Below are 22,373 nucleotides of genomic sequence, written 5' to 3' on the forward strand. Positions count from 1 at the left end.
GCTAGTTAAATCGGAATTGATTTAGCGCAATTTTGGCGGCAGCCGGGCTACCGCCAGAGGAGTATCAGGCAGTGAAAATCGCCATCAGAATGGGCACCAGCAGGCTAAGAATAAAACCATGCACGATAGCGGCAGGCACCATCTCAATCCCGCCGCTGCGCTGCAGCACCGGCAGGGTGAAGTCCATCGAGGTGGCACCGCACAGGCCCAGCGCGGAACTGCGGCTGCGGCGAACCAGGCCCGGGATCAGCATGATGGCGATAAGCTCGCGCGCCAGATCGTTAAAGAAGGTCGCACTGCCGATCACCGGGCCGTAAGCGTCGGTCAGCAGGATGCCGGAGAGCGAGTACCAGCCGAACCCGGAGGCCATCGCCAGCCCGGTTTTCAGCGGCAGATTAAGCAGGAAGGCGTTAATCACCCCGGCCGCCAGCGAACTGGCAACCACCACCACCGCAACAATCATACCGCGGCGGTTCAGCACAATCTGACGCAGGGTCATGCCGTTATTGCGCAGCTGAATACCAATCAGGAACAGCAGGAAGATGAGCGTGTACTCACTGGCGGCGGTGGCGTGCTGCAGCCAGCCCAGCCCGCTCAGGCCCAGCAGAAAACCGAGCACCACTACCCCGCACAGCTTTAGCGACTCCAGCGCCATCGCCAGCCGGGAAGGCAGCGCTTCCTGATGGTGGTTGTGCCGCCACGGCATGCTGCGCTCCAGCCACAGCAGGGCGGCGCAGTTGCACAGCAGGATCACTACCACGCTGACCGCACTGTAATGGGCAATCGCGACGAGGTTCTCCGCCAGGTTATCGAGAAACGCGAGGCTGATACCCATAAAAAACAGGATCAGATAGACGATATAGCTTAAAAGACGATTGATCAGCCTGAGCGCGCCAGTGTGACGCAGGGGGATGAGGTAGCCGACGATAAGCGGAGCGAGAATAATAAGCAGTCCGGACAGCATGAAATCAGGAAATCCTTGCAAAGAAACAAAGCATTAACACACTACCGAAAGCGCGACGGTGAGTAAAGCTGCAAAAAAAAGGGGTGTTTATGCAAGGCAATAAAGTCAATGGCCCGGGTTAGCGGGCCATAAGCAATCAATAACGCTTTTCCAGCAGCGTGCGGTAGATTACCCCGCCGGCAAGGCCACCGATGAGCGGCATGACCCAGAACAGCCACAGCTGCTCCAGCGCCCAGCTACCCTGGAACAGCGCGACCGCAGTACTGCGCGCCGGGTTGACCGAGGTATTGGTTACCGGAATGCTGATTAAGTGGATCAGGGTTAACGCCAGGCCAATGGCAAGCGGCGCAAAACCCGCCGGCGCTTTACGATCGGTGGCGCCCAGAATAATAATCAGGAAAAAGCCGGTTAATACTATTTCAATGACGATAGCCGACAGCATGGAATAATGATCCGGGGAATGTTCGCCGTAACCATTTGCGGCAAACCCCAGGGCTGCGTCAAAGCCATTTTTCCCGCTGGCAATCACCCATAATACGGCAGCGGCGATAATACCGCCGATAAGCTGAGAGACGATATACCCGATAATTTCCCGGGCTGGAAAACGACCGCCGGCCCATAATCCCAGCGTGACCGCCGGATTAAAGTGGCCGCCGGAAATATGCCCCACGGCATAAGCCATGGTTAATACCGTCAGGCCGAAGGCCAGCGCCACACCGGCAAAACCAATGCCCAGCGCCGGGTAAGCCGCTGCCAGTACCGCGCTGCCGCAGCCGCCAAAGACTAACCAGAAAGTACCGAAACACTCTGCTGCTAATTTTCTGAACATAACAACCTCAAATAATCCATCATATTTTTATGCCGGGGTGAATAAATGCCCCGGTATTTTTAGCGCGGCGATTCTAGTTTTCAGGCAGCGGTATTGCTATAGCCATAAGGGTATTTATTGATTTAAAACAAGCGATGCAAAATAAGCGATAAAAATAGATTATTTATCGCTGAATATTCCTGGAATTAAGGGCGCCCGGTGCGGCAAGTGGGAATTTTTACCGTATTCACCGCGGGCGCCGACAGCTGGCGTTATACTTGCCTGGCAAATACCTGCCAGTTTCAGTCCGGAGGAGTGATGTTTCTTGAGCGCGTTGAGATCGTTGGCTTTCGTGGAATTAACCGCCTGTCGCTCATGCTTGAGCATAACAACGTGCTTATCGGCGAAAATGCCTGGGGAAAGTCGAGCCTGCTGGATGCCCTGACGCTGCTGCTCTCTCCGCAGCCCGATCTGTATCAGTTTACCCGCAACGACTTCTGGTTTCCGCCCGGACAGGTGAACGGGCGCGAGCGTCATCTGCATATTATTCTGACCTTTCGCGAGTCCGTGCCGGGTGAGCATCAGGCGCCACGCTATCGCAGCCTGGCGGAGGGCTGGGTAAAGAGCGACGACGGTCATGCGCGTCTGTTTTACCGGCTGGAAGGCGAGAGCGACGATAGCGGTCAGGTAACCACCCGGCGTAGTTTTCTTGATGCCCGGGGTGAATCGCGGCCGATGGAGGAGAGTGAACGCCTGGCCCGGCAACTCATCCGCCTGCACCCGGTGCTGCGGCTGCGCGATGCGCGTTTTATGCGCCGTATCCGCAACGGCACGGTGCCGGAAACCCCGGACGTTGAGGTCACCGCTCGCGAACTGGATTACCTGGCGCGGGAGCTGGTGGCGCGCCCGCAGCAGTTGACCGATGCGCAAATCCGCCAGGGACTGACCGCTATGGTGCAGCTACTGGAGCATTACTTCGCCGAGCAGGGCAGCGGCGAGGCGCGCACCCGGCTGCTGCGTCGGCGCTCACACGATGAACAGCGCAGCTGGCGCTATCTTGACGTCATTAATCGCATGATTGACATCCCCGGCGGCCGCTCGTACCGCATGATCCTCCTCGGCCTGTTTTCCACGCTGTTGCAGGCCAAAGGCACGCTGCGCCTCGACCCGGATGCCCGCCCGCTGCTACTGGTGGAAGATCCCGAGACGCGCCTGCACCCGATAATGCTGTCGGTGGCCTGGAACCTGCTCAACCTATTGCCGCTGCAAAAGATCACCACCACCAACTCCGGGGAGCTGCTGTCGATGACCCCGGTTGAGCAGGTGTGCCGGCTGGTGCGCGAGTCGTCGAAAGTGGCGGCCTGGCGTCTCGGACCGGGGGGATGAATGCCGAGGACAGCCGCCGTATCGCCTTTCATATCCGCACCAATCGCCCCGCCTCGCTGTTTGCGCGCTGCTGGCTGCTGGTGGAAGGTGAAACCGAAGTGTGGGTGATGAACGAGCTGGCGCGTCAGTGCGGGTATCATTTTGATGCGGAAGGGGTGAAGGTGATTGAGTTTGCTCAGTCGGGGTTAAAACCGTTGATCAAGTTCGCCCGCCGCATGGGTATTGAGTGGCACGTGCTGGTGGACGGCGACGAGGCGGGGAAAAAATATGCCGCCACGGTGCGCGGACTGCTGCATAACGACCACGAGCGCGATCGTCTCACGGCGCTGCCGGCACTCGATATGGAGCATTTTATGTACCGGCAAGGCTTCGCCGACGTGTTTCATCGCGTCGCCCAGCTCCCGGACAAGGTGCCGATGAACATGCGGCGCATCATCGGCAAGGCGATCCACCGCTCCTCAAAGCCCGATCTGGAGATTGAGGTGGCGCTGGAAGCCGGACGGCGCGGTGTGGAGTCGATCCCGCCGCTGCTGCGCAGCATGTTCTCCCGGGTGCTGTGGCTGGCGCGCGGACGCGCCGACTGACGCTCTACAGCGCGTCCTGTACCTTTGTCAGCATCCCATCCAGCAGGTCATAGCGACGACGGTACTCGGCGCGCTTCTTGCTGGCGATCTCCTCCATCGGCTTGCGGGCAATGGCCCGGGGCAGGCGATAGTATCCCTCCGGTGTCCGCACGCCGCCGGTAGATTCCCAGAAGCTGTCGTAGTCGGCATGCAGCTGCGCCTTTTTATCGCGATAGCGCAGGCTGCGGTAAACGTGGGCCTCGTTGCTGACTGCCAGCAGCGCTTCCATCCCGAAGTGCTGCGCCAGCGCGCAGGCCGCTTCCACCACCAGCCGCTTGGGAAACAGGCCGTGGCAGGATTTGGTCGCCTGCTGAATAACGCTGTGCGGCACCTCGGGTTTTGGTCCCTGCAGGCCGCCGATAAACAACGTTTTGCGGCCCTGCATCTGACAGAAGGTAAACGTCAGTTCGGCAATGATCGTCTGGCTCTCATCGCGCAGTACCAGCGTGCTTTCACCCTCTTTATCCAGTGATACCAGCGTCACAAAATCAATAAAGTAGTGTGCACCGTCGCGGCCTTCCAGGGTCGCCAGCCGCATTCCATACTGGCTGAGGTGCGCGGCGAACTGCGCCGGGGTTAAGGCCGCAGAAAGCGTCTGATAGTGAAAACAGAGCGCGTCGAGCGCGGCTTTGCGGTTAAGATTAGCGGCCATATAGGGGCGATGCAGACGGCACGGCAGGCGCGGCTGGCGCATCAGCAGGCTTTGCGAGTCTGGATGCGCTGTCAGCACGTTGAGCAGTTTGCGTGTAGAAAATGGCATCAGCAGCGAGCGCAGCATAAACTTGCGGCGAAAGCTGGCCTTACGCCAGAATTTAGCAGGTTGCCATGCCCCCGTTGTCAGCGCTACAAAGAGCTGCCAGCTACTGCGGTCCAGCGCCTGCGGGGTGTTGTTTTCAATGACGTGCGACATGATGTTTACTCAGGTGAAAATAGACCCTGGCATTTCATCACCGGTAAACTCAACGGCACGTCAATCACGCCGTCACCTCGCGGGCTATCTGCCGTTTGTTGAGCTGACGTTTAGCTTTGCCCCAATGCCGAACTTATCGTCGAACGACACAGGAATCTCATGTTAACCAAGGGAAAATTTAAAAAGCGCTATCTGTTGCTGCTGGTTATCGTGCTGCTGGCGGGGGCCTGGATCTGGTCCACGCTGAATGCCCCACCGCCGCAGTACCAGACGATGATCGTGCGTAAAAATGACCTGCAGCAGAGCGTGCTGGCGACCGGCAAGCTCGATGCGCTGCGTAAGGTGGACGTGGGTGCCCAGGTCAGCGGGCAGCTGAAAACGCTGTCGGTAAATATCGGCGACCGGGTGAAAAAAGATCAGCTGCTGGGGGTTATCGATCCCGAGCAGGCCGAGAACCAGATCAAAGAGGTTGAGGCGACGCTGATGGAGCTGCGCGCCCAGCGGCGTCAGGCTCTGGCAGAGGCGGCGCTGGCCCGCGTCACCTTACAGCGCCAGCAGCAGCTGGCGAAAACCCAGGCGGTGTCGCGCCAGGATCTGGATACCGCAGCCACCGAGCTGGCGGTGAAAGAGGCGCAGACTGGCACCATCGAGGCGCAAATTCAGCGCAATCAGGCCTCGCTGGATACCGCCAGAACCAACCTCGATTACACCAAAATTATTGCCCCGATGGCCGGGGAGGTAACGCAGATCACCACCCTGCAGGGCCAGACGGTGATTGCCGCGCAGCAGGCACCCAACATTCTGACGCTGGCGGATCTCGGCACCATGCTGGTGAAAGCCCAGGTGTCAGAGGCCGACGTTATCCACCTGAAACCGGGTTTGCAGGCGTGGTTTACGGTGTTAGGCGATCCGCTCACCCGCTACGAAGGCACCCTGAAAGACATTCTGCCGACTCCAGAGAAGGTGAACGATGCCATCTTCTATTACGCGCGTTTTGAAGTGCCGAACCCGAAGCGGGTGCTGCGTCTTGATATGACCGCTCAGGTGCACATCCAGCTCAGCAATGTGAAGGGCGTCCTGACCATACCGCTGTCGGCGCTGGGCGATCCGGTGGGGGAGAACCGCTACAAAATTCGCGTGCTGCGCAATGGGGAAGTGCGCGAGCGTGAGATCGTTATCGGCGCGCGCAACGATACCCAGGTGCAGGTGGTAAAAGGGCTGGAAGAGGGTGAAGAGGTGGTAACCGGTCAGAAACTCGCCGGAGGCGAACAATGACCGTGCTGCTTGAGCTGAAGGATATTCGCCGCAGCTATCCCTCCGGCGAGGAGCAGGTTGAGGTGCTGAAGGGCATCAACCTTGCGATCCACGCCGGTGAGATGGTGGCCATCGTCGGCGCATCCGGCTCCGGGAAATCGACGCTGATGAATATTCTCGGCTGTCTCGATAAGCCCAGCAGCGGCAGCTATCACGTGGCGGGCACCGATGTGGCGACGCTGGATGGCGATGCCCTCGCACAGCTGCGCCGCGAGCACTTCGGCTTTATTTTTCAGCGCTACCATTTGCTGTCGCACCTCAGCGCGGCGCAGAACGTGGAAGTTCCCGCCGTCTATGCCGGGGTCAGCCCGAAAGCACGCCGCCAGCGCGCCACCGAACTGTTGACCCGGCTGGGGCTGGCGGAGCGCGTCGACTATTCGCCCTCGCAGCTCTCGGGCGGCCAGCAGCAGCGCGTAAGTATCGCCCGCGCCCTGATGAACGGCGGCCAGGTGATCCTCGCCGATGAACCCACCGGGGCGCTGGATACCCACTCCGGCGAAGAGGTGATGGCGACGCTTAAGCAGCTGCGCGATCGCGGCCACACCATTATTATCGTCACGCACGATCTTAACGTCGCCGCCCAGGCCGAGCGGGTGATTGAGATCCGCGACGGTGAGATCATCGCCAATCCACCGCCCACCGCAACGGCGGTGAACGCCCAGCCGATTGCTGATAAGCCACAGGACAGTTCGGCCTGGCAGCAGTTTATCGGCGGCTTTAAGGAAGCGCTCACTATGGCCTGGCTGGCGATGATCGCCAACAAAATGCGCACTCTGCTGACCATGCTGGGCATCATCATCGGCATCGCATCGGTGGTGTCGATTGTGGTGGTCGGCGATGCGGCAAAACAGCTGGTGCTGGCGGATATCCGCTCCATCGGCACCAACACCATCGACGTCTACCCCGGTAAAGATTTCGGCGATGACGATCCGCAGTATCAGCAGTCGCTGAAATATGACGATCTGACGGCGATTCAGAAGCAGCCGTGGGTTGAATCCGCCACGCCGGCGGTTTCCCAGAATCTGCGTCTGCGCTACGGCAACGTGGATGTCGCCGCCAGCGCCAACGGCGTCAGCGGCCAGTATTTTAACGTTTACGGCATGACCTTCAGCGAAGGCAGCACCTTCAACGACAGCCAGCTTGCCGGGCGCGCCCAGGTGGTGATCCTCGACAGCAACAGCCGCCGCCAGCTGTTCAAAGACAAGCCGTCGGTGGTAGGGGAAGTGGTGCTGGTGGGGAATATGCCAGCCACGGTCATCGGGGTGGCCGAGGAGAAGCAGTCGATGTTTGGCAGCAGCAAGGTGCTGCGCGTCTGGTTGCCTTATACCACTATGTCCGGGCGCATTATGGGCCAGTCGTGGCTCAACTCCATCACCGTGCGCGTTAAGGACGGTTACCAGAGCGCCGAGGCGGAGCAGCAGATCACGCGCCTGCTGACGCTGCGCCACGGCAAGCAGGATTTCTTCACCTGGAATATGGACGGCGTCTTGAAAACGGCGGAAAAGACCACACGTACTCTTCAGCTGTTTCTTACTCTGGTGGCGGTGATCTCGCTGCTGGTCGGCGGGATTGGCGTGATGAACATCATGCTGGTGTCGGTGACCGAGCGCACCCGGGAGATCGGTATCCGCATGGCGGTCGGGGCGCGGGCCAGCGATGTGCTGCAGCAGTTCCTGATTGAAGCGGTGCTGGTGTGTCTGGTGGGGGGCGCGTTAGGCATTACCCTGTCGCTGCTTATCGCCTTCACGCTGCAGCTGTTTTTACCGGGCTGGGAGATTGGTTTCTCGCCGGTGGCGCTGGCGACCGCGTTTATCTGCTCCACGGTGACCGGCGTTGTCTTTGGCTGGCTGCCGGCGCGCAACGCCGCACGGCTAAATCCGGTGGATGCGCTGGCGCGGGAATAACGGCGGGCTAATAAAAATGCCAGTCACGAGGGCTGGCATTTTGACGAGGGGATGTACACAATAAAAAAGCGCGTCAGGCGACGGTCTCGACCTCAACCAGAGGCACAATGAGACTCGCATGGTTGCCTTTTGGCCCCTGATGTACATCAAACCTGACGAGTTGTCCGGCTTTAAGCGTTCTGTAACCATCCATCTGGATAGTGGAATAGTGAGCGAAAATATCTTCGCCGCCGCCTTCAGGGCAGATAAATCCAAACCCTTTAGCGTTGTTGAACCATTTAACTGTACCCGTTTCCATGCTTCGACATCCTTCGTAACTCTTATTAAGTGAGATGGAATCAACCGGAAGTGAGCCCGGGCTGTTCAAAACCTCGCCAGCTCACGCTTGTACAATTTAGAGAAATCAGGCAGGTCGTCAAGCAATCGTCGGGCGCAGACGGGGTTGGATGAATCAAATTTTGAAGCAGTTAACGCTATTGGGCGAAGTTGTGACGAGGCTCGCGTATGGCAGCAATAGATGATAGTTATAGCGCTTATCGGGTAGATTCAGGATGGCAATTTGCTCATCCATGAGGCGGGTCAGGGATCTCACGTAACGTTAACCAATGATGATGACGGGCAATGGGTAAGACAAACAGCTGGTTCGATTTTGACCAAATGGCGGAAGATAAGCTTCACGAAGCGCTAAAACCGCCATCTATGTATAAAGTTATATTAATGAACGATGATTACACGCCAATGGAATTTGTTATTGACGTGCTACAAAAGTTCTTTTCTTATGATGTTGAACGTGCAACGCAACTGATGCTCACGGTTCACTATCAGGGCAAGGCCATCTGCGGTGTCTTTACCGCCGAGGTTGCCGAGACGAAAGTCGCCATGGTGAACGAGTATGCAAAGGAGAACGAGCATCCGTTGCTGTGTACGCTGGAAAAAGCCTGAATACAGGCAAACTTTTGAGGGGGGTGCCCTATGCTCAATCAGGAACTGGAACTCAGTTTAAACATGGCTTTCGCCAGAGCGCGCGAGCACCGACACGAGTTTATGACCGTCGAGCATCTGTTACTGGCTCTGCTCAGTAACCCATCGGCACGCGAGGCGCTTGAGGCGTGCTCCGTAGACCTGGTGGCGCTGCGTCAGGAACTTGAAGCCTTCATCGAACAAACCACACCTGTGCTGCCAGCCAGCGAAGAGGAGCGCGACACTCAGCCGACGCTCAGCTTCCAGCGCGTTCTGCAGCGCGCGGTGTTTCATGTCCAGTCGTCCGGTCGCAGCGAAGTGACCGGTGCTAACGTGCTGGTGGCGATTTTCAGCGAGCAGGAATCGCAGGCCGCCTATCTGCTGCGTAAGCATGAAGTCAGCCGCCTTGACGTGGTGAACTTTATTTCGCACGGCACGCGCAAAGAAGAATCGAATCCATCCTCTGACTCCAGCAGTCAGGTCAACGATGAGCAGGCAGCAGGCGGGGAGGAGCGTATGGAGAACTTCACCACCAATCTTAACCAGCTTGCGCGCGTGGGCGGAATCGACCCGCTGATCGGTCGCGATAAAGAGCTGGAGCGCGCCATTCAGGTGCTGTGCCGCCGTCGTAAAAACAACCCGCTGCTGGTGGGTGAATCTGGCGTGGGTAAAACAGCCATCGCCGAAGGCCTGGCCTGGCGTATCGTGCAGGGCGACGTCCCGGAAGTGATCGCCAACTGCACCATTTACTCGCTGGATATCGGCTCGTTGCTGGCTGGGACTAAATACCGCGGCGATTTTGAAAAACGCTTCAAGGCGCTGCTGAAACAGCTTGAGCAGGACACCGACAGCATTCTGTTTATCGATGAGATCCACACCATCATTGGTGCGGGGGCTGCGTCTGGTGGGCAGGTGGATGCCGCGAACCTGATCAAACCGCTGCTCTCCAGCGGCAAGATCCGGGTGATGGGCTCCACCACCTATCAGGAGTTCAGCAACATCTTCGAAAAAGATCGCGCTCTGGCGCGTCGCTTCCAGAAGATCGATATCACCGAGCCGAGCGTTGACGAAACGGTACAGATCATCAACGGCCTGAAAACCAAATACGAAGCGCATCACGACGTGCGTTATACCGCGAAAGCGGTGCGTGCGGCGGTGGAGCTGGCGGTGAAATACATCAACGATCGTCACCTGCCGGATAAGGCGATTGACGTTATCGACGAAGCGGGCGCGCGCGCGCGTCTGATGCCGGTCAGCAAACGTAAGAAAACGGTCAATGTGGCAGACATCGAATCCGTGGTAGCGCGCATTGCGCGTATCCCGGAGAAAAGCGTCTCCCAGAGCGATCGCGATACCCTGAAAAACCTCGGCGATCGCCTGAAAATGCTGGTGTTTGGCCAGGATAAAGCCATTGAGGCGTTAACCGAAGCCATCAAGATGAGCCGGGCAGGGCTGGGTCAGGATCACAAGCCGGTAGGCTCCTTCCTGTTTGCCGGTCCGACCGGCGTCGGGAAAACCGAGGTAACGGTACAGCTGGCGAAAGCGCTGGGTATCGAACTGCTGCGCTTTGATATGTCCGAGTATATGGAGCGTCATACCGTCAGCCGCCTGATTGGTGCGCCTCCGGGCTACGTCGGCTTCGACCAGGGCGGGCTGCTGACCGATGCGGTGATCAAGCATCCGCACGCGGTGCTGCTGCTCGATGAAATCGAAAAGGCGCATCCGGACGTCTTTAACCTGCTGCTGCAGGTGATGGACAACGGTACACTGACCGATAACAACGGCCGCAAGGCGGACTTCCGCAACGTGGTGCTGGTGATGACCACCAACGCCGGGGTGCGCGAGACCGAACGTAAGTCGATTGGCCTGATCCGTCAGGACAACAGCACCGACGCGATGGAAGAGATCAAGAAGGTGTTTACGCCGGAGTTCCGCAACCGTCTCGACAACATTATCTGGTTCAACCATCTGTCAACCGACGTGATTCACCAGGTCGTGGACAAGTTTATTGTCGAACTGCAGGTGCAGCTGGATCAGAAAGGCGTGTCGCTGGAAGTCAGTCAGGAAGCACGCGACTGGCTGGCCGGGAAAGGCTATGACCGCGCAATGGGCGCTCGCCCGATGTCGCGTGTGATTCAGGACAACCTGAAGAAACCGCTGGCCAACGAACTGCTGTTTGGTTCGCTGGTGGATGGTGGACAGGTGACCGTCGCGCTGGATAAAGAGGGTGACAAGCTCACCTATAGCTTCCAGAGCGCCCAGAAGCACAAGCCGGAAGCGGCGCACTGAGTGCAAATCTTAAATAAAAAACCGGGCAGTGCCCGGTTTTTTTTTGCGCCGCTTAAGCGTTAACTCAGCATCCCGCGCGATAAGCAAAGAAAAGGCCGGGAATTACCCGGCCTTTACAATCAGGTCGCCCCACGCAGGCGCGATGAAAAAAGCTTATCGGCTACGGAAGACAATGCGGCCTTTGCTCAGGTCGTACGGGGTCAGTTCCACCGTCACCTTGTCACCCGTCAGAATGCGGATGTAGTTTTTGCGCATTTTACCGGAAATGTGAGCAGTTACCACGTGACCGTTTTCCAGCTCAACGCGGAACATGGTGTTAGGCAGCGTTTCAAGAACGGTACCCTGCATTTCAATATTGTCTTCTTTGGCCATCTAATCCTCTGGGGTATCACTACCGTAGTTTTGAACCGGCAAGATAATGCCGAAATTTGTCTGTTAAGTAAAGATTTCGGGTTGAAATCACAACAAAGTTTGTCTGCGCATTACCCGGCGCACGTCGTTAAACCGCAGTGCAGCACAAGCAGTGTATGGGGGGAACGATGAGATAAACGATGGGCGTTACCGGATTCGATCAGTCCCAGACGGCGGCGGGCAATCAGCAGACTATTCTCTGCGCGCATAATTATAACACCCTGATAAAAAATGTGCCGAAAACATTCACTCGCTTCGCTTAAACAGCACTTGCGGCACCCAACAGTGGCTGTTTAGCTGTAAATGTCTCATTGAATCAAGGTGATGAAGATATTCACGGCGCGGAATTTCTACCGCGCCCAGGGTCGCCGTATGCGGATTTAACACTTGGCAGTCGATGAGCTTGCCGCCGCTGCGCGCAAAATAGTCACAAAATACCAGCAGGGCGGTTTTTGAGGCGTTAACGCGGCGGCTGAACATCGACTCACCGCAGAACAGTCCGCCCTGAGCAACGCCGTACATGCCTCCTACCAGCGCATCGCCTTCCCATACCTCAATTGAGTGAGCGTGACCCAGCTCGTGGAGACGAAGATAGGCCAACACGATATCCTGGGTGATCCAGGTGCCTTCATCACGATCGGCAGCGCAGCCGGCGATCACCTGGCTGAAGGCGTGATTAAGCGTGACGCGATAAGGCGAGCGCTGATGAAAGCGCTTCATGCTGCGGCTGAGGTGAAAAGCTTCGGGCCACAGCACCGCACGCGGGTCGGGCGACCACCATAAAATGGGATCGCCGGGAGAAAACCAGGGGAAAATGCCGCGCTGGTAGGCCATCAGCAGCCGCGCCGGGCTGAGATCGCCGCCCAGCGCCAGCAGTCCGTTAGGCTCGCGTAGCGCCACGTCGGGCGACGGAAAGGCAATAGAGTGACGAGAAAGCTGAACCAGGCGCATGACGACAATGCTCCACTACGCGGCAAGTAACCGTTCAATCATAGTTTAAACACGGCGATGGAACTGATAATAACGCCCCTGGTTCGCCATCAGAGTAGCGTGAGTACCTTGCTCAATAATCTGACCGTTGTCCATTACAATTATGCGGTTGAAGCGCGACAGCCCCTTCAGGCGATGCGTGACCAGCAGAACCGTTTTCCCCTGGGCGACGTCAGCCAGCAAATCAAGAATTTGCCCTTCGGTTTCCGCATCCAGCCCTTCGGTGGGTTCATCCAGCAGCATCAGCGGCGCATCGTGCAGCAGCGCGCGGGCAATCGCCAGACGGCGCAGTTCGCCGCCGGAGAGCTGGCGGCCACCCTCGCCGAGCCAGGCGTTCAGCCCGGCATCATCGAGTAATTTCTCAAGCCCGGTGCGGGTGAGGGCATCACTCAACTGCGCATCGCTCGCCTCAGGGCGCGCCAGCAGCAGGTTGTCGCGCAGCGTGGCGCTGAACAGGTGTACGCGCTGCGTGACCACGCTCATGGTGGCGCGCAGGGCCGCTTCGTCGAAGCTCTCGATGGGTGTTCCGTTGATCTGCAGCGTGCCGGCAGCTGGGTTCCAGGCGCGGGTGATGAGCTGCAGCAGCGTCGATTTCCCGCAGCCGGTGCGACCAAGGATTGCGATATGCTCGCCTGGCTCCACCGTCAGGGTGATATCCGACAGCGCCTGCTGCGGCTGGTGTGGATAGCTGAAGCTGACATTCTGCAGGCTGAGCGCCACCTGGGGCGGCACCGGCTGTGTGTTAGCAGGGAAGGTCACGTCAGGCTGCTGCTCGGTGATCTGCGACACCCGGGTCGCGGAGGCGATCACCTGGCCGAGATGCTGGAACGCGCCGGTGACCGGCGCCAGCGCTTCAAATGCGGCCAGAGCGCAGAATACAAACAAGGCAATCAGCGCGCCGGGAGAGGTGTCGCCGCCGACGCTGCCGGCTGCCATCCACAGCACAATCACCACCGCCGCGCCGCTGATAAGCTGCATCGCCGCCTGGGAGAGCGCGGTCAGGGATGACTGCTGGCGCTGGGCGTCGTGCCACGCCTGCTCGGTATCATCCATCGCCTCACGATAGCGGGTGCTGGCCCCGAAAATGGTCAGCTCTGCCTGGCCCTGCAACCATGCGGTGAGCTGCTGACGCCACTGGCCGCGCAGCCGGGTCAGGGCTTCCCCGCCGGGTTTGCCCGCGCGGTAAAACAGCGGCGGGAGCAGCAGCAGCGTGAGCAGCATAATGCCACCCAGCGTCAGCGCCAGGGTGACATCCAGCAGGCTCAGGCCAAAGGTCACCACCAGGATCACAACCAGCGCTCCCACCAGCGGGGAGATGACGCGCAGATAAAGGTGATCGAGGGTATCGACATCGGCCACCATGCGGTTAAGCAGTTCGCCCTGCCGGAAGCGCGCCAGACCCGCCGGCGAGAGCGGCAGCAGCTTGCTGAAGGTGCTCACCCGCAGGTGTTGCAGTACGCGGAAGGTGGCATCGTGACTCACCAGTCGTTCAAAGTAACGCCCGGCGGTACGGGTGATCGCCGACCCGCGCACGCCTGCCGCAGGCAGCATAAAGTTAAAGCTGTAGATACCGGCAAAGCCGACCAGCGCCGAGGCGGAGAGGAACCAGCCGGAGAGTGTCAGCAGGCCGATACTGGCCAGCAGCGTGACGATCGCCAGCACCACGCCCAGGGTCAGCAGCCAGAAGTGGCGGCGCCAGAGCGCGAGATAAGGAAGCAGTGCGCGCATTTAAATCTCCTCCTGACGATGGGCAAGCAGGGCGGCAAAATGGCCCTTCGTCTGACTCAGAGTGGTGAAATTACCCCGTTCAACCAGAGCGCCGTCACGCATTACCCAGATTTCATCCCAGTCGGCAATGTAATCCAGCTGGTGGGTGACCATCAGCGTGGTCTGCCGGGTGGATGCATCGGTCAGCGCCTGCATCACGTGCTGTTCACTGCTGGCATCCAGGCTGGCACCCGGCTCGTCAAGCAGCAGCAGGCGGCAGCGATAGAGCAGGGCGCGAGCCACCGCCACGCGCTGCGCCTGGCCGACAGAGAGACGCGCGGCGTTATCACCGAGCGGCGTATCGAGACCGTTATCCAGTAGCGGCAGGAATTCACTGACGCCGGCCTGGTCGAGTACCGCCTGGAGCTGGGCTTCCCCGGGATCGCCGCCAGCCAGCAGCAGGTTTTCACGAATAGTCGCGCCGGGAAGCTGTGGATTCTGCCCCACCCAGCTCAGCTGTTCGCGCCAGCGATCCGGCTCCAGTTCGCGCAGCTCAATACCGTTGATGCGCAGCTCGCCATCGTACGGCAGAAAACCTGACAGCACATTCAGCAGCGAGCTTTTTCCCGCCCCGCTCTGGCCGACCAGCACCACGCGTTTGCCGGCGGGCAGGGTAAAGGTGAGCGGCCCGGCCAGCTTTTTACCATCCGGCGAGAGGATCACCAGATCCCGGGCGCTGATCTCCAGCGCTTCGTGATTGCTCAGGATGGCAGTGCCGCGCTGCGGCTGCTGAAGCGGGGTTTCAAGGAAGGTTTTCAGGCTGTCGGCAGCACCAATCGCCTGGGCTTTGGCATGATAGAAGGTACCGAGATCGCGCAGCGGCTGGAAAAATTCCGGCGCAAGGATAAGCGCCAGGAAACCAGCAAACAGCGTGACGCCGGTGCCGTAATGGCCGAAGTTAAGCTCGCCCAGATAGGAGAAACCGAAATAGACCGCCACCAGCGCAATGGACAGCGAGGTAAAGAACTCCAGCACGCCGGAGGATAAAAAGGCCAGGCGCAGCACTTCCATGGTGCGCTTACGGAAATCCTGCGAGGCGCGGCGAATATTCTCCCGTTCGACGTCGCCCCGGTAAAACAGACGCAGGGTTTCCATGCCGCGCAGGCGATCGAGAAAATGCCCGCTCAGACGGCCCAGTGCGAGGAAGTTACGACGGTTCGCGTCCGCAGCGCCCATACCAACCATCGCCATAAACATCGGGATCAACGGCGCGGTGCCCAGCAGGATCAGGGCCGCCGTCCAGTTGACCGGGAAAATGGTAATCACGATCAGCAGCGGCACCATTGCCGCCAGCGCCATCTGCGGCAGGTAGCGGGCATAGTAGTCATGCATATCGTCGATTTGCTCAAGGATCAGCGTCGCCCAGCTACCGGCGGGTTTACCCTGGATCCATGCCGGCCCGGCCTGTTGCAGGCGATCCAGCACCTGGCGGCGAATGGCATAGCGGATCTTTTGTCCGGCACGGAACCCTACCTTTTCACGCATCCACACCACCCAGGCGCGCAGCACGAACACCATCACCAGCAAGGCAAACGGCAGCAGCATCGCTTCGCGTGGAATGTCTTCCATAATCAGGTTGTGCAGCAGGTGCGCCAGCAGCCAGGCCTGCGCCACGATCAGCAGACCGCTGATAAGACCAAGCAGACGAGAAAGCATGAGCCAGCGGCGGGAAAGGGCGCTCTGCGCTTTCAGCCAGCGGGTAAGTTCTTGTTGACGGGTTTTGTTCATGGGGTGCTATGCAATTACGGGAAACGGCTGCCCGGGGGTGAATTTGCACCGAATGTTACAACGAGCCAAAAAGAAAGGCGACACATTGTCGCCTTCTTTACTTGTGATTGACTCACAAGGGTATTTTATTTACAGCGCTTATTTGATGCCCTGCGCCAGACCGTCAAGATAGCGTTCCGCGTCGAGCGCCGCCATACAGCCGGTGCCCGCAGAGGTGATCGCCTGACGATAGATATGGTCCATCACGTCGCCGGCGGCAAACACGCCAGGAATGCTGGTCTGAGTCGCATTACCGTGGATACCGGACTGCACTTTGATGTAGCCGTTTTCCAGCTCCAGCTGACCGTCGAAAATCGCCGTGTTCGGGCTGTGGCCGATAGCCACAAACAGACCGGCTACCTCCAGCGTTTCCACGTTGTCGGCGTTTTCGGTATCGCGAAGGCGCAGCCCTGACACGCCCATCTGATCGCCGGTCACCTCTTCCAGCGTGCGGTGGGTGTGCAGCACGATATTGCCGCTTTCGACTTTGTCCATCAGACGCTTAATCAGGATTTTCTCTGCGCGGAAGCTATCGCGACGGTGAATCAGATGCACTTCCGAAGCGATATTCGCCAGGTACAGCGCTTCTTCCACCGCGGTGTTACCGCCGCCGATGACCGCGACTTTCTGGTTGCGGTAGAAGAATCCGTCGCAGGTGGCGCAGGCGGAAACACCGCGGCCTTTATACGCTTCTTCAGACGGCAGACCCAGATAACGGGCTGAGGCGCCGGTGGCGATAATCAGCGCATCGCAGGTGTATTCGCCGTTGTCACCGATCAGGCGGAACGGACGATTTTGCAGATCGACGCGGGTGATATGGTCGAACAGGATTTCCGTTTCAAACTTCGCGGCATGCTCGTGCATGCGCTCCATCAACAGCGGACCAGTCAGATCGTGCGGGTCGCCCGGCCAGTTTTCGACTTCGGTGGTTGTGGTCAGCTGACCGCCTTTTTCCATACCGGTAATCAGTACCGGATTCAGGTTTGCGCGCGCAGCATAGACCGCAGCGGTATAGCCCGCCGGGCCGGAGCCAAGAATTAACAGTTTACTGTGTTTCGCCGTGCCCATGAGATCCTCATTGTTGATTGGCAAACAATGGGCTGGATTGTAGGTAATTTGTGACGGTAAAAAAAGGGCGTAGCGATTTTGTTAACAATACATGTAATAGCGTAAGCCAATGGATAAGCCATTCAGGCATAACAAGTTGCGCTGAAAAAAGAGCGCTATTCAGGGGGTAAAATGAGGAATAATCGCTACTGGTTACTAATTACTGGCACGTTCTACTAAAAAACGATGTTTTACTTTGACAATCCCCTGCGCTTTTGCGAAAACATTCGATGAAGAAAAAGCGCATTTGCTCCGGGAGTGGCGCAACGTCACGCTGAACAATGCATTTTTACCGGGTAATTGACATCTACGCATGGCGTGGACAGACGCCATGCGTGATATCGATACCGCCTTCCGGCACCCCGGTCTTCTCAAAATAGACCCTGAACAGTGATGTGAACAGGGTAATGGCAGGTGTAGGGAAGGAATACAGAGAGACAATAATAATGGTAGATAGCAAGAAGCGCCCTGGCAAAGATCTCGACCGTATCGATCGTAACATTCTGAATGAGCTGCAAAAGGATGGGCGCATTTCCAACGTCGAGCTTTCAAAACGAGTGGGGCTTTCCCCTACGCCATGCCTTGAGCGTGTGCGCAGGCTGGAGAGACAAGGATTCATTCAGGGCTATACCGCGCTGCTGAATCCGCATTATCTGGATGCCTCCCTTCTGGTGTTCGTTGAGATTACTCTGAATCGCGGTGCGCCGGATGTGTTTGAGCAGTTCAACGCTGCAGTGCAAAAACTTGAAGAAATTCAGGAGTGTCATCTGGTATCCGGTGATTTCGACTACCTGTTGAAGACCCGCGTACCGGACATGTCCGCCTACCGTAAGCTATTGGGCGAAACCCTGCTGCGCCTGCCGGGCGTAAACGACACCCGCACCTACGTGGTGATGGAAGAAGTGAAGCAGAGTAATCGTCTGGTTATTAAGACCCGCTAAGACGGATCAGGTGCAAAATCACCGTATTTTGATTACACTCCTGTTAATCCATACAGCAGCAGTGCCGGGGCAACCCGGCGCTGTTTGCCATTTTAGCATCACGGATCTGGAGTGCCTGTCTTGAGCCAGGAATACACTGAAGACAAAGAAGTAACACTGACCAAATTAAGCAGCGGACGCCGCGTTTTAGAAGCGTTGCTGATCCTTGTGGCGCTGTTTGCCGTGTGGCTGATGGCCGCCTTACTCAGTTTTAATCCGTCCGATCCCAGCTGGTCGCAAACCGCGTGGCACGAGCCTATTCACAACCTCGGTGGTATGCCGGGCGCCTGGCTTGCCGATACCCTGTTCTTTATTTTCGGGGTGATGGCCTACACCATACCGGTGATGATCGTCGGCGGCTGCTGGTTTGCGTATTGCCACCGCGCCAATGAAGATTACATCGACTATTTCGCTGTTGCCCTGCGTCTGATTGGCGTGCTGGCGCTGATCCTGACCTCCTGTGGCCTGGCCGCCATCAACGCCGACGATATCTGGTACTTCGCCTCGGGCGGGGTCATCGGCAGCCTGTTGAGTACCGCTATGATGCCGCTGCTCAACAGTACTGGCGGCACCATTGCACTGCTCTGCATCTGGGCGGCGGGCCTGACGCTGTTCACCGGCTGGTCCTGGGTCAGCATCGCGGAAAAAATTGGTAGCGTCGTGCTCAGCGTACTGACCTTCGCCAGCAACCGTACCCGCCGGGATGACACCTGGCAGGACGACGAGTATGAAGAAGACGAGTACGACGATGAGGAAGAGGACGATCTTCCGGTTGAGAAAAAAGAGTCGCGCCGGGCGCGTATTCTGCGCGGTGCGCTGGCACGCAAGCAGCGCGTGGCCGAAAAGTTTGCCAATCCGATGGGGCGCAAAACCGACGAAGCGCTGTTCTCCGGTAAGCGTATGGATGACCCGGATGACGTGCTGTTCAGCGCGCGCGGCGTTGATGCCGATGCGGATGACGTACTGTTCTCTGGCCATAGCCTGCAACAACCTGAACTTGACCCGGACGATCCGCTGTTCAGCGGCCGTTCCATCGCCGCGCCGATCGCCGCGGCAGGTGCAGCCACCGCGGCGGCATCCAATGCCTTTGCTGCTCCGGTAGAAGCGGTGATGCCTCAGGCATCTGCCGTGACCGCTGCGCCGCAACCTCAGGTTGCGCCGGTAGAGTGGCAGGCTGCCCCTACCGTACATACACCGGAGCCTTCTGTGGCCCCGGAGCCAGCCAGCTATGTTGCGCCAGCACCGGCCGATGCATTCCAGCCGTTCCACATGGCTCATCCGGCAGAAGAGGAGTGGCATAACCGCCCTCAGCCTGCCGCAGATCCCGCTTATCAGACGCCTGCGTCTGCGCAGTCATACGATGCGCCGTCATACGAACAGCCATACCAACAGCCTTACGCGCAGCCAGCGGCTGACCTGCAGGAGGCGCAGCCAGCAGAAGAGAGCAAGCCAGCTCGTCCACCGCTGTGGCATTTTGAAGAGGTGGAGGCGCAGCGTGCTCGCGAGCGTGAACAGCTCGCTGCCTGGTATCGCCCGATCCCTGAGCCACAGGATGAGCAAGCGCCTGCGCGTCCGGTTGCCGCACAGCCGGTATCGACTCACGCTGCCGCTGCGCATGAAGTCGGTAGCGCACCAGCTGCACCTCAGCCAGACGCTGGCAGCATCGGCATGCCGGACGCCGGCACCGTTGCTGCGGGCACGCAAAGTGCTGCTCAGGCTGCCGCGACTGCCGCCGCCTTTACCCCGGTGTTCGGGCTGGCGGGCGACGCACCGCGTCCACAAGTAAAAGAAGGGGTAGGTCCTCAGCTCCCGCGTCCTAATCCGGTCCGGGTACCGACCCGTCGTGAACTGGCTTCCTATGGCATTAAACTGCCATCGCAGCGCATGGCCGAAGAAAAGTCGCGTGAAGCAGAGCGTCATGCGCCGGGCAGCGATGAAGAAGCCGACGTATTCCAGCAGGATGAACTGGCCCGTCAGTTTGCCGCCCAGCAGCACCAGCGCTACGGTGAACCGGGGCCACAGGCGCACGATGAAGATGCGGAATTTGCCGCTGAGCAGGCCGAGCTGGCGCGACAGTTCGCCAGCCAGCAGCAGCAACGTTATGAAGCGCATCCAACTTCTCATGCAGGTCACGCGGACGACGAGGATTACGCGGGTCTGAAAAAACTGACCGACAGCGCGCCTTCTGCCCCGCTGTTTATGCCGGATGCGGATGACACCCCGCAGTACACACCGCCCCCGCAGCCAGTGCAGCAACCACAATACGCACAGCCGCAGCAGCCGGTGCAGCAACCACAATACGCGCAGCCGCAGCAACCAGTACCGCAACCGCAGTACGCACCGCCGCAGCCGCCGCCAGTGCAGCAACCACAATACGCACAGCCGCAGCAGCCAGTACAGCAGCCGCAGTACGCACAGCCGCAGCAACCGGTGCAGCAACCACAATACGTACAGCCGCAGCAGCCGGTGCAGCAACCACAATACGCGCAGCCGCAGCAACCAGTACCGCAACCGCAGTATGCACCGCCACCGCAGCACGCCGCTCAGCCGCGCGAAAGCCTGATCCATCCGCTGCTGATGCGCAACGGCGATGACCGCCCGGTGCACAAGCCGAGCACGCCGTTGCCGTCGCTGGATCTGCTGACCTCGCCGCCGTCCGAAGTGGAACCGGTTGACAGCTTTGCACTGCAGCAGATGGCGCGCCTGGTTGAAGCGCGTCTGGCGGACTTCCGCATTAAAGCTGACGTGGTGAACTACTCGCCGGGGCCGGTGATTACCCGTTTCGAACTGAATCTGGCCCCGGGCGTCAAAGCGGCGCGCATATCTAACCTGTCCCGGGATCTGGCTCGCTCGCTCTCTACCGTGGCGGTGCGTGTGGTGGAAGTGATCCCTGGCAAACCTTACGTCGGGCTGGAGCTGCCGAACAAGAAGCGCCAGACCGTCTACCTGCGTGAGGTTCTCGACTGTCCGAAGTTCACCGAAAGTCCATCGCCGCTGTCGGTGGTGCTGGGTAAAGATATCGCCGGCGATCCGGTAGTAGCCGATCTGGCGAAAATGCCGCACCTGCTAGTGGCAGGGACTACCGGCTCGGGTAAATCGGTGGGGGTCAATGCCATGATCCTCAGCATGCTCTATAAAGCGACTCCGGAAGAGGTGCGCTTTATCATGATCGACCCGAAAATGCTTGAACTGTCGGTCTATGAAGGCATTCCGCATCTGTTAACCGAAGTGGTTACCGATATGAAAGACGCGGCCAATGCTCTGCGCTGGAGCGTGAATGAGATGGAGCGCCGCTACAAGCTGATGTCTGCCCTCGGCGTGCGTAACCTTGCGGGCTATAACGAGAAGATCCTCGAAGCCGAGCGCATGGGCCGCCCGATCCCTGATCCTTACTGGAAGCCGGGTGACAGCATGGATGCCGAACATCCGGTGCTGCAGAAGCTGCCATACATCGTGGTGATGGTGGATGAGTTCGCCGATCTGATGATGACAGTGGGCAAGAAAGTTGAAGAACTGATTGCCCGCCTGGCGCAGAAAGCGCGTGCCGCCGGTATTCACCTGGTGCTGGCGACCCAGCGTCCGTCGGTGGATGTTATTACCGGTCTGATCAAAGCGAATATCCCGACCCGTATCGCCTTTACCGTATCGAGCAAAATCGACTCCCGCACGATTCTTGACCAGGGCGGTGCTGAATCGCTGCTCGGAATGGGTGACATGCTGTTCTCAGGCCCGAACTCCACCATGCCGGTGCGCGTACACGGCGCGTTTGTTCGGGATGAAGAAGTACATGCCGTGGTGCAGGACTGGAAAGCGCGCGGACGTCCGCAATATGTTGACGGCATCACCTCCGACAGCGATAGCGAAGGCGGCGGCGGTGGTTTCGACAGCGGTGAAGAGCTTGATGCCCTGTTCGATCAGGCCGTGGCATTCGTGGTCGAGAAACGTAAGGCGTCCATTTCCGGCGTTCAGCGTCAGTTCCGCATCGGTTACAACCGTGCGGCACGCATCATCGAACAGATGGAAAATCAGGGCATCGTCAGCGAGCAGGGCCACAACGGCAACCGCGAAGTACTGGCCCCGCCACCGTTTGAATAATGCCGCTTACCCTTTTGCAAAGAAGGGTAAGCAATCGAAAAATCAGTCTTTTCTCCTGTCGAACGATGGCCATGACGGTCTACAGTTTCCGACAGAAG

General features: G+C 58.7%; 15 protein-coding genes and 1 pseudogene. 7 read left to right on the plus strand and 9 right to left on the minus strand.

The window, feature by feature from the left end; genetic code table 11:
• Window positions 1-64: 64 nt before the first annotated feature.
• Together KFZ77_RS06470 and aqpZ are read right to left on the minus strand one after the other, a co-directional pair.
• Entirely contained in the window at window positions 65-964 is a 900-nt protein-coding gene (locus KFZ77_RS06470) for a lysine exporter LysO family protein (protein ID WP_031525204.1), read from the minus strand.
• A gap of 136 nt (window positions 965-1,100) precedes the next feature.
• Window positions 1,101-1,793, minus strand: a complete 693-nt coding sequence (aqpZ, locus tag KFZ77_RS06475) for an aquaporin Z (protein ID WP_264385779.1) — start codon at window positions 1,791-1,793, stop codon at window positions 1,101-1,103.
• A gap of 297 nt (window positions 1,794-2,090) precedes the next feature.
• Between aqpZ and KFZ77_RS06480 the strand changes: the two are divergent.
• Window positions 2,091-3,742: pseudogene (locus KFZ77_RS06480) on the plus strand (ATP-dependent endonuclease).
• Window positions 3,743-3,746: 4 nt separating this feature from the next.
• Here KFZ77_RS06480 and KFZ77_RS06485 read toward each other — a convergent pair.
• Window positions 3,747-4,691 (minus strand): VirK/YbjX family protein, encoded by a 945-nt coding sequence (locus KFZ77_RS06485; protein ID WP_264385780.1) that lies wholly within the window; start codon window positions 4,689-4,691, stop codon window positions 3,747-3,749.
• Between the two features lie 159 nt (window positions 4,692-4,850).
• Here KFZ77_RS06485 and macA point away from each other — a divergent pair, with 159 nt between their 5' ends.
• The gene (gene macA, locus KFZ77_RS06490; protein ID WP_264385781.1) at window positions 4,851-5,966 is read left to right on the plus strand and encodes a macrolide transporter subunit MacA; all 1,116 of its coding nucleotides are present in this window, start codon (window positions 4,851-4,853) and stop codon (window positions 5,964-5,966) included.
• A complete protein-coding gene (gene macB, locus KFZ77_RS06495; RefSeq protein ID WP_264385782.1) occupies window positions 5,963-7,909 on the plus strand; it encodes a macrolide ABC transporter ATP-binding protein/permease MacB in 1,947 nt (648 codons plus the stop codon). Before macA ends, macB begins: the two co-directional genes overlap by 4 nt.
• Before the next feature lie 73 nt (window positions 7,910-7,982).
• Here macB and cspD read toward each other — a convergent pair whose 3' ends face one another.
• On the minus strand, window positions 7,983-8,207 hold the full coding sequence (gene cspD, locus KFZ77_RS06500; protein ID WP_024547785.1) for a cold shock-like protein CspD: 225 nt from the start codon (window positions 8,205-8,207) through the stop codon (window positions 7,983-7,985).
• A 323-nt stretch (window positions 8,208-8,530) separates the two neighbouring features.
• Between cspD and clpS the strand changes: the two genes are divergently transcribed.
• Both clpS and clpA read left to right on the plus strand, forming a co-directional pair.
• Complete coding sequence (gene clpS / locus KFZ77_RS06505) at window positions 8,531-8,851, plus strand: ATP-dependent Clp protease adapter ClpS (protein ID WP_031525213.1); 321 nt, start codon at window positions 8,531-8,533, stop codon at window positions 8,849-8,851.
• Window positions 8,852-8,881: 30 nt separating this feature from the next.
• A complete protein-coding gene (gene clpA, locus KFZ77_RS06510; protein WP_264385783.1) occupies window positions 8,882-11,158 on the plus strand; it encodes an ATP-dependent Clp protease ATP-binding subunit ClpA in 2,277 nt (758 codons plus the stop codon).
• A gap of 153 nt (window positions 11,159-11,311) precedes the next feature.
• Here clpA and infA read toward each other — a convergent pair whose 3' ends face one another.
• The 5 genes from infA to trxB form a co-directional block, all read right to left on the minus strand.
• Window positions 11,312-11,530 carry a translation initiation factor IF-1 gene (gene infA / locus KFZ77_RS06515; RefSeq protein WP_001040187.1) on the minus strand — a complete coding sequence of 73 codons (219 nt, stop codon included), beginning with the start codon at window positions 11,528-11,530 and terminating at the stop codon, window positions 11,312-11,314.
• Window positions 11,531-11,815: 285 nt separating this feature from the next.
• Window positions 11,816-12,520, minus strand: a complete 705-nt coding sequence (aat, locus tag KFZ77_RS06520; protein ID WP_264385784.1) for a leucyl/phenylalanyl-tRNA--protein transferase — start codon at window positions 12,518-12,520, stop codon at window positions 11,816-11,818.
• A gap of 45 nt (window positions 12,521-12,565) precedes the next feature.
• Window positions 12,566-14,287: a heme ABC transporter ATP-binding protein/permease CydC gene (gene cydC / locus KFZ77_RS06525; protein WP_264385785.1), complete on the minus strand. Its 1,722-nt coding sequence runs from the start codon at window positions 14,285-14,287 to the stop codon at window positions 12,566-12,568.
• Window positions 14,288-16,054 carry a heme ABC transporter permease/ATP-binding protein CydD gene (gene cydD / locus KFZ77_RS06530; protein WP_264385786.1) on the minus strand — a complete coding sequence of 589 codons (1,767 nt, stop codon included), beginning with the start codon at window positions 16,052-16,054 and terminating at the stop codon, window positions 14,288-14,290.
• Window positions 16,055-16,192: 138 nt separating this feature from the next.
• On the minus strand, window positions 16,193-17,161 hold the full coding sequence (gene trxB, locus KFZ77_RS06535; protein ID WP_031525222.1) for a thioredoxin-disulfide reductase: 969 nt from the start codon (window positions 17,159-17,161) through the stop codon (window positions 16,193-16,195).
• A gap of 485 nt (window positions 17,162-17,646) precedes the next feature.
• On the opposite strand from trxB, the gene lrp reads away from it, so the two are divergent.
• Together lrp and KFZ77_RS06545 are read left to right on the plus strand one after the other, a co-directional pair.
• Window positions 17,647-18,141, plus strand: coding sequence for a leucine-responsive transcriptional regulator Lrp (gene lrp / locus KFZ77_RS06540; RefSeq protein ID WP_000228469.1), 495 nt, complete (start codon window positions 17,647-17,649; stop codon window positions 18,139-18,141).
• A 120-nt stretch (window positions 18,142-18,261) separates the two neighbouring features.
• A complete protein-coding gene (locus tag KFZ77_RS06545; RefSeq protein WP_264385787.1) occupies window positions 18,262-22,275 on the plus strand; it encodes a DNA translocase FtsK 4TM domain-containing protein in 4,014 nt (1,337 codons plus the stop codon).
• Window positions 22,276-22,373 lie beyond the last annotated feature (98 nt).

This window comes from Siccibacter colletis (genome assembly GCF_025914095.1).
Taxonomy (GTDB): Bacteria; Pseudomonadota; Gammaproteobacteria; order Enterobacterales; family Enterobacteriaceae; genus Siccibacter; species Siccibacter colletis.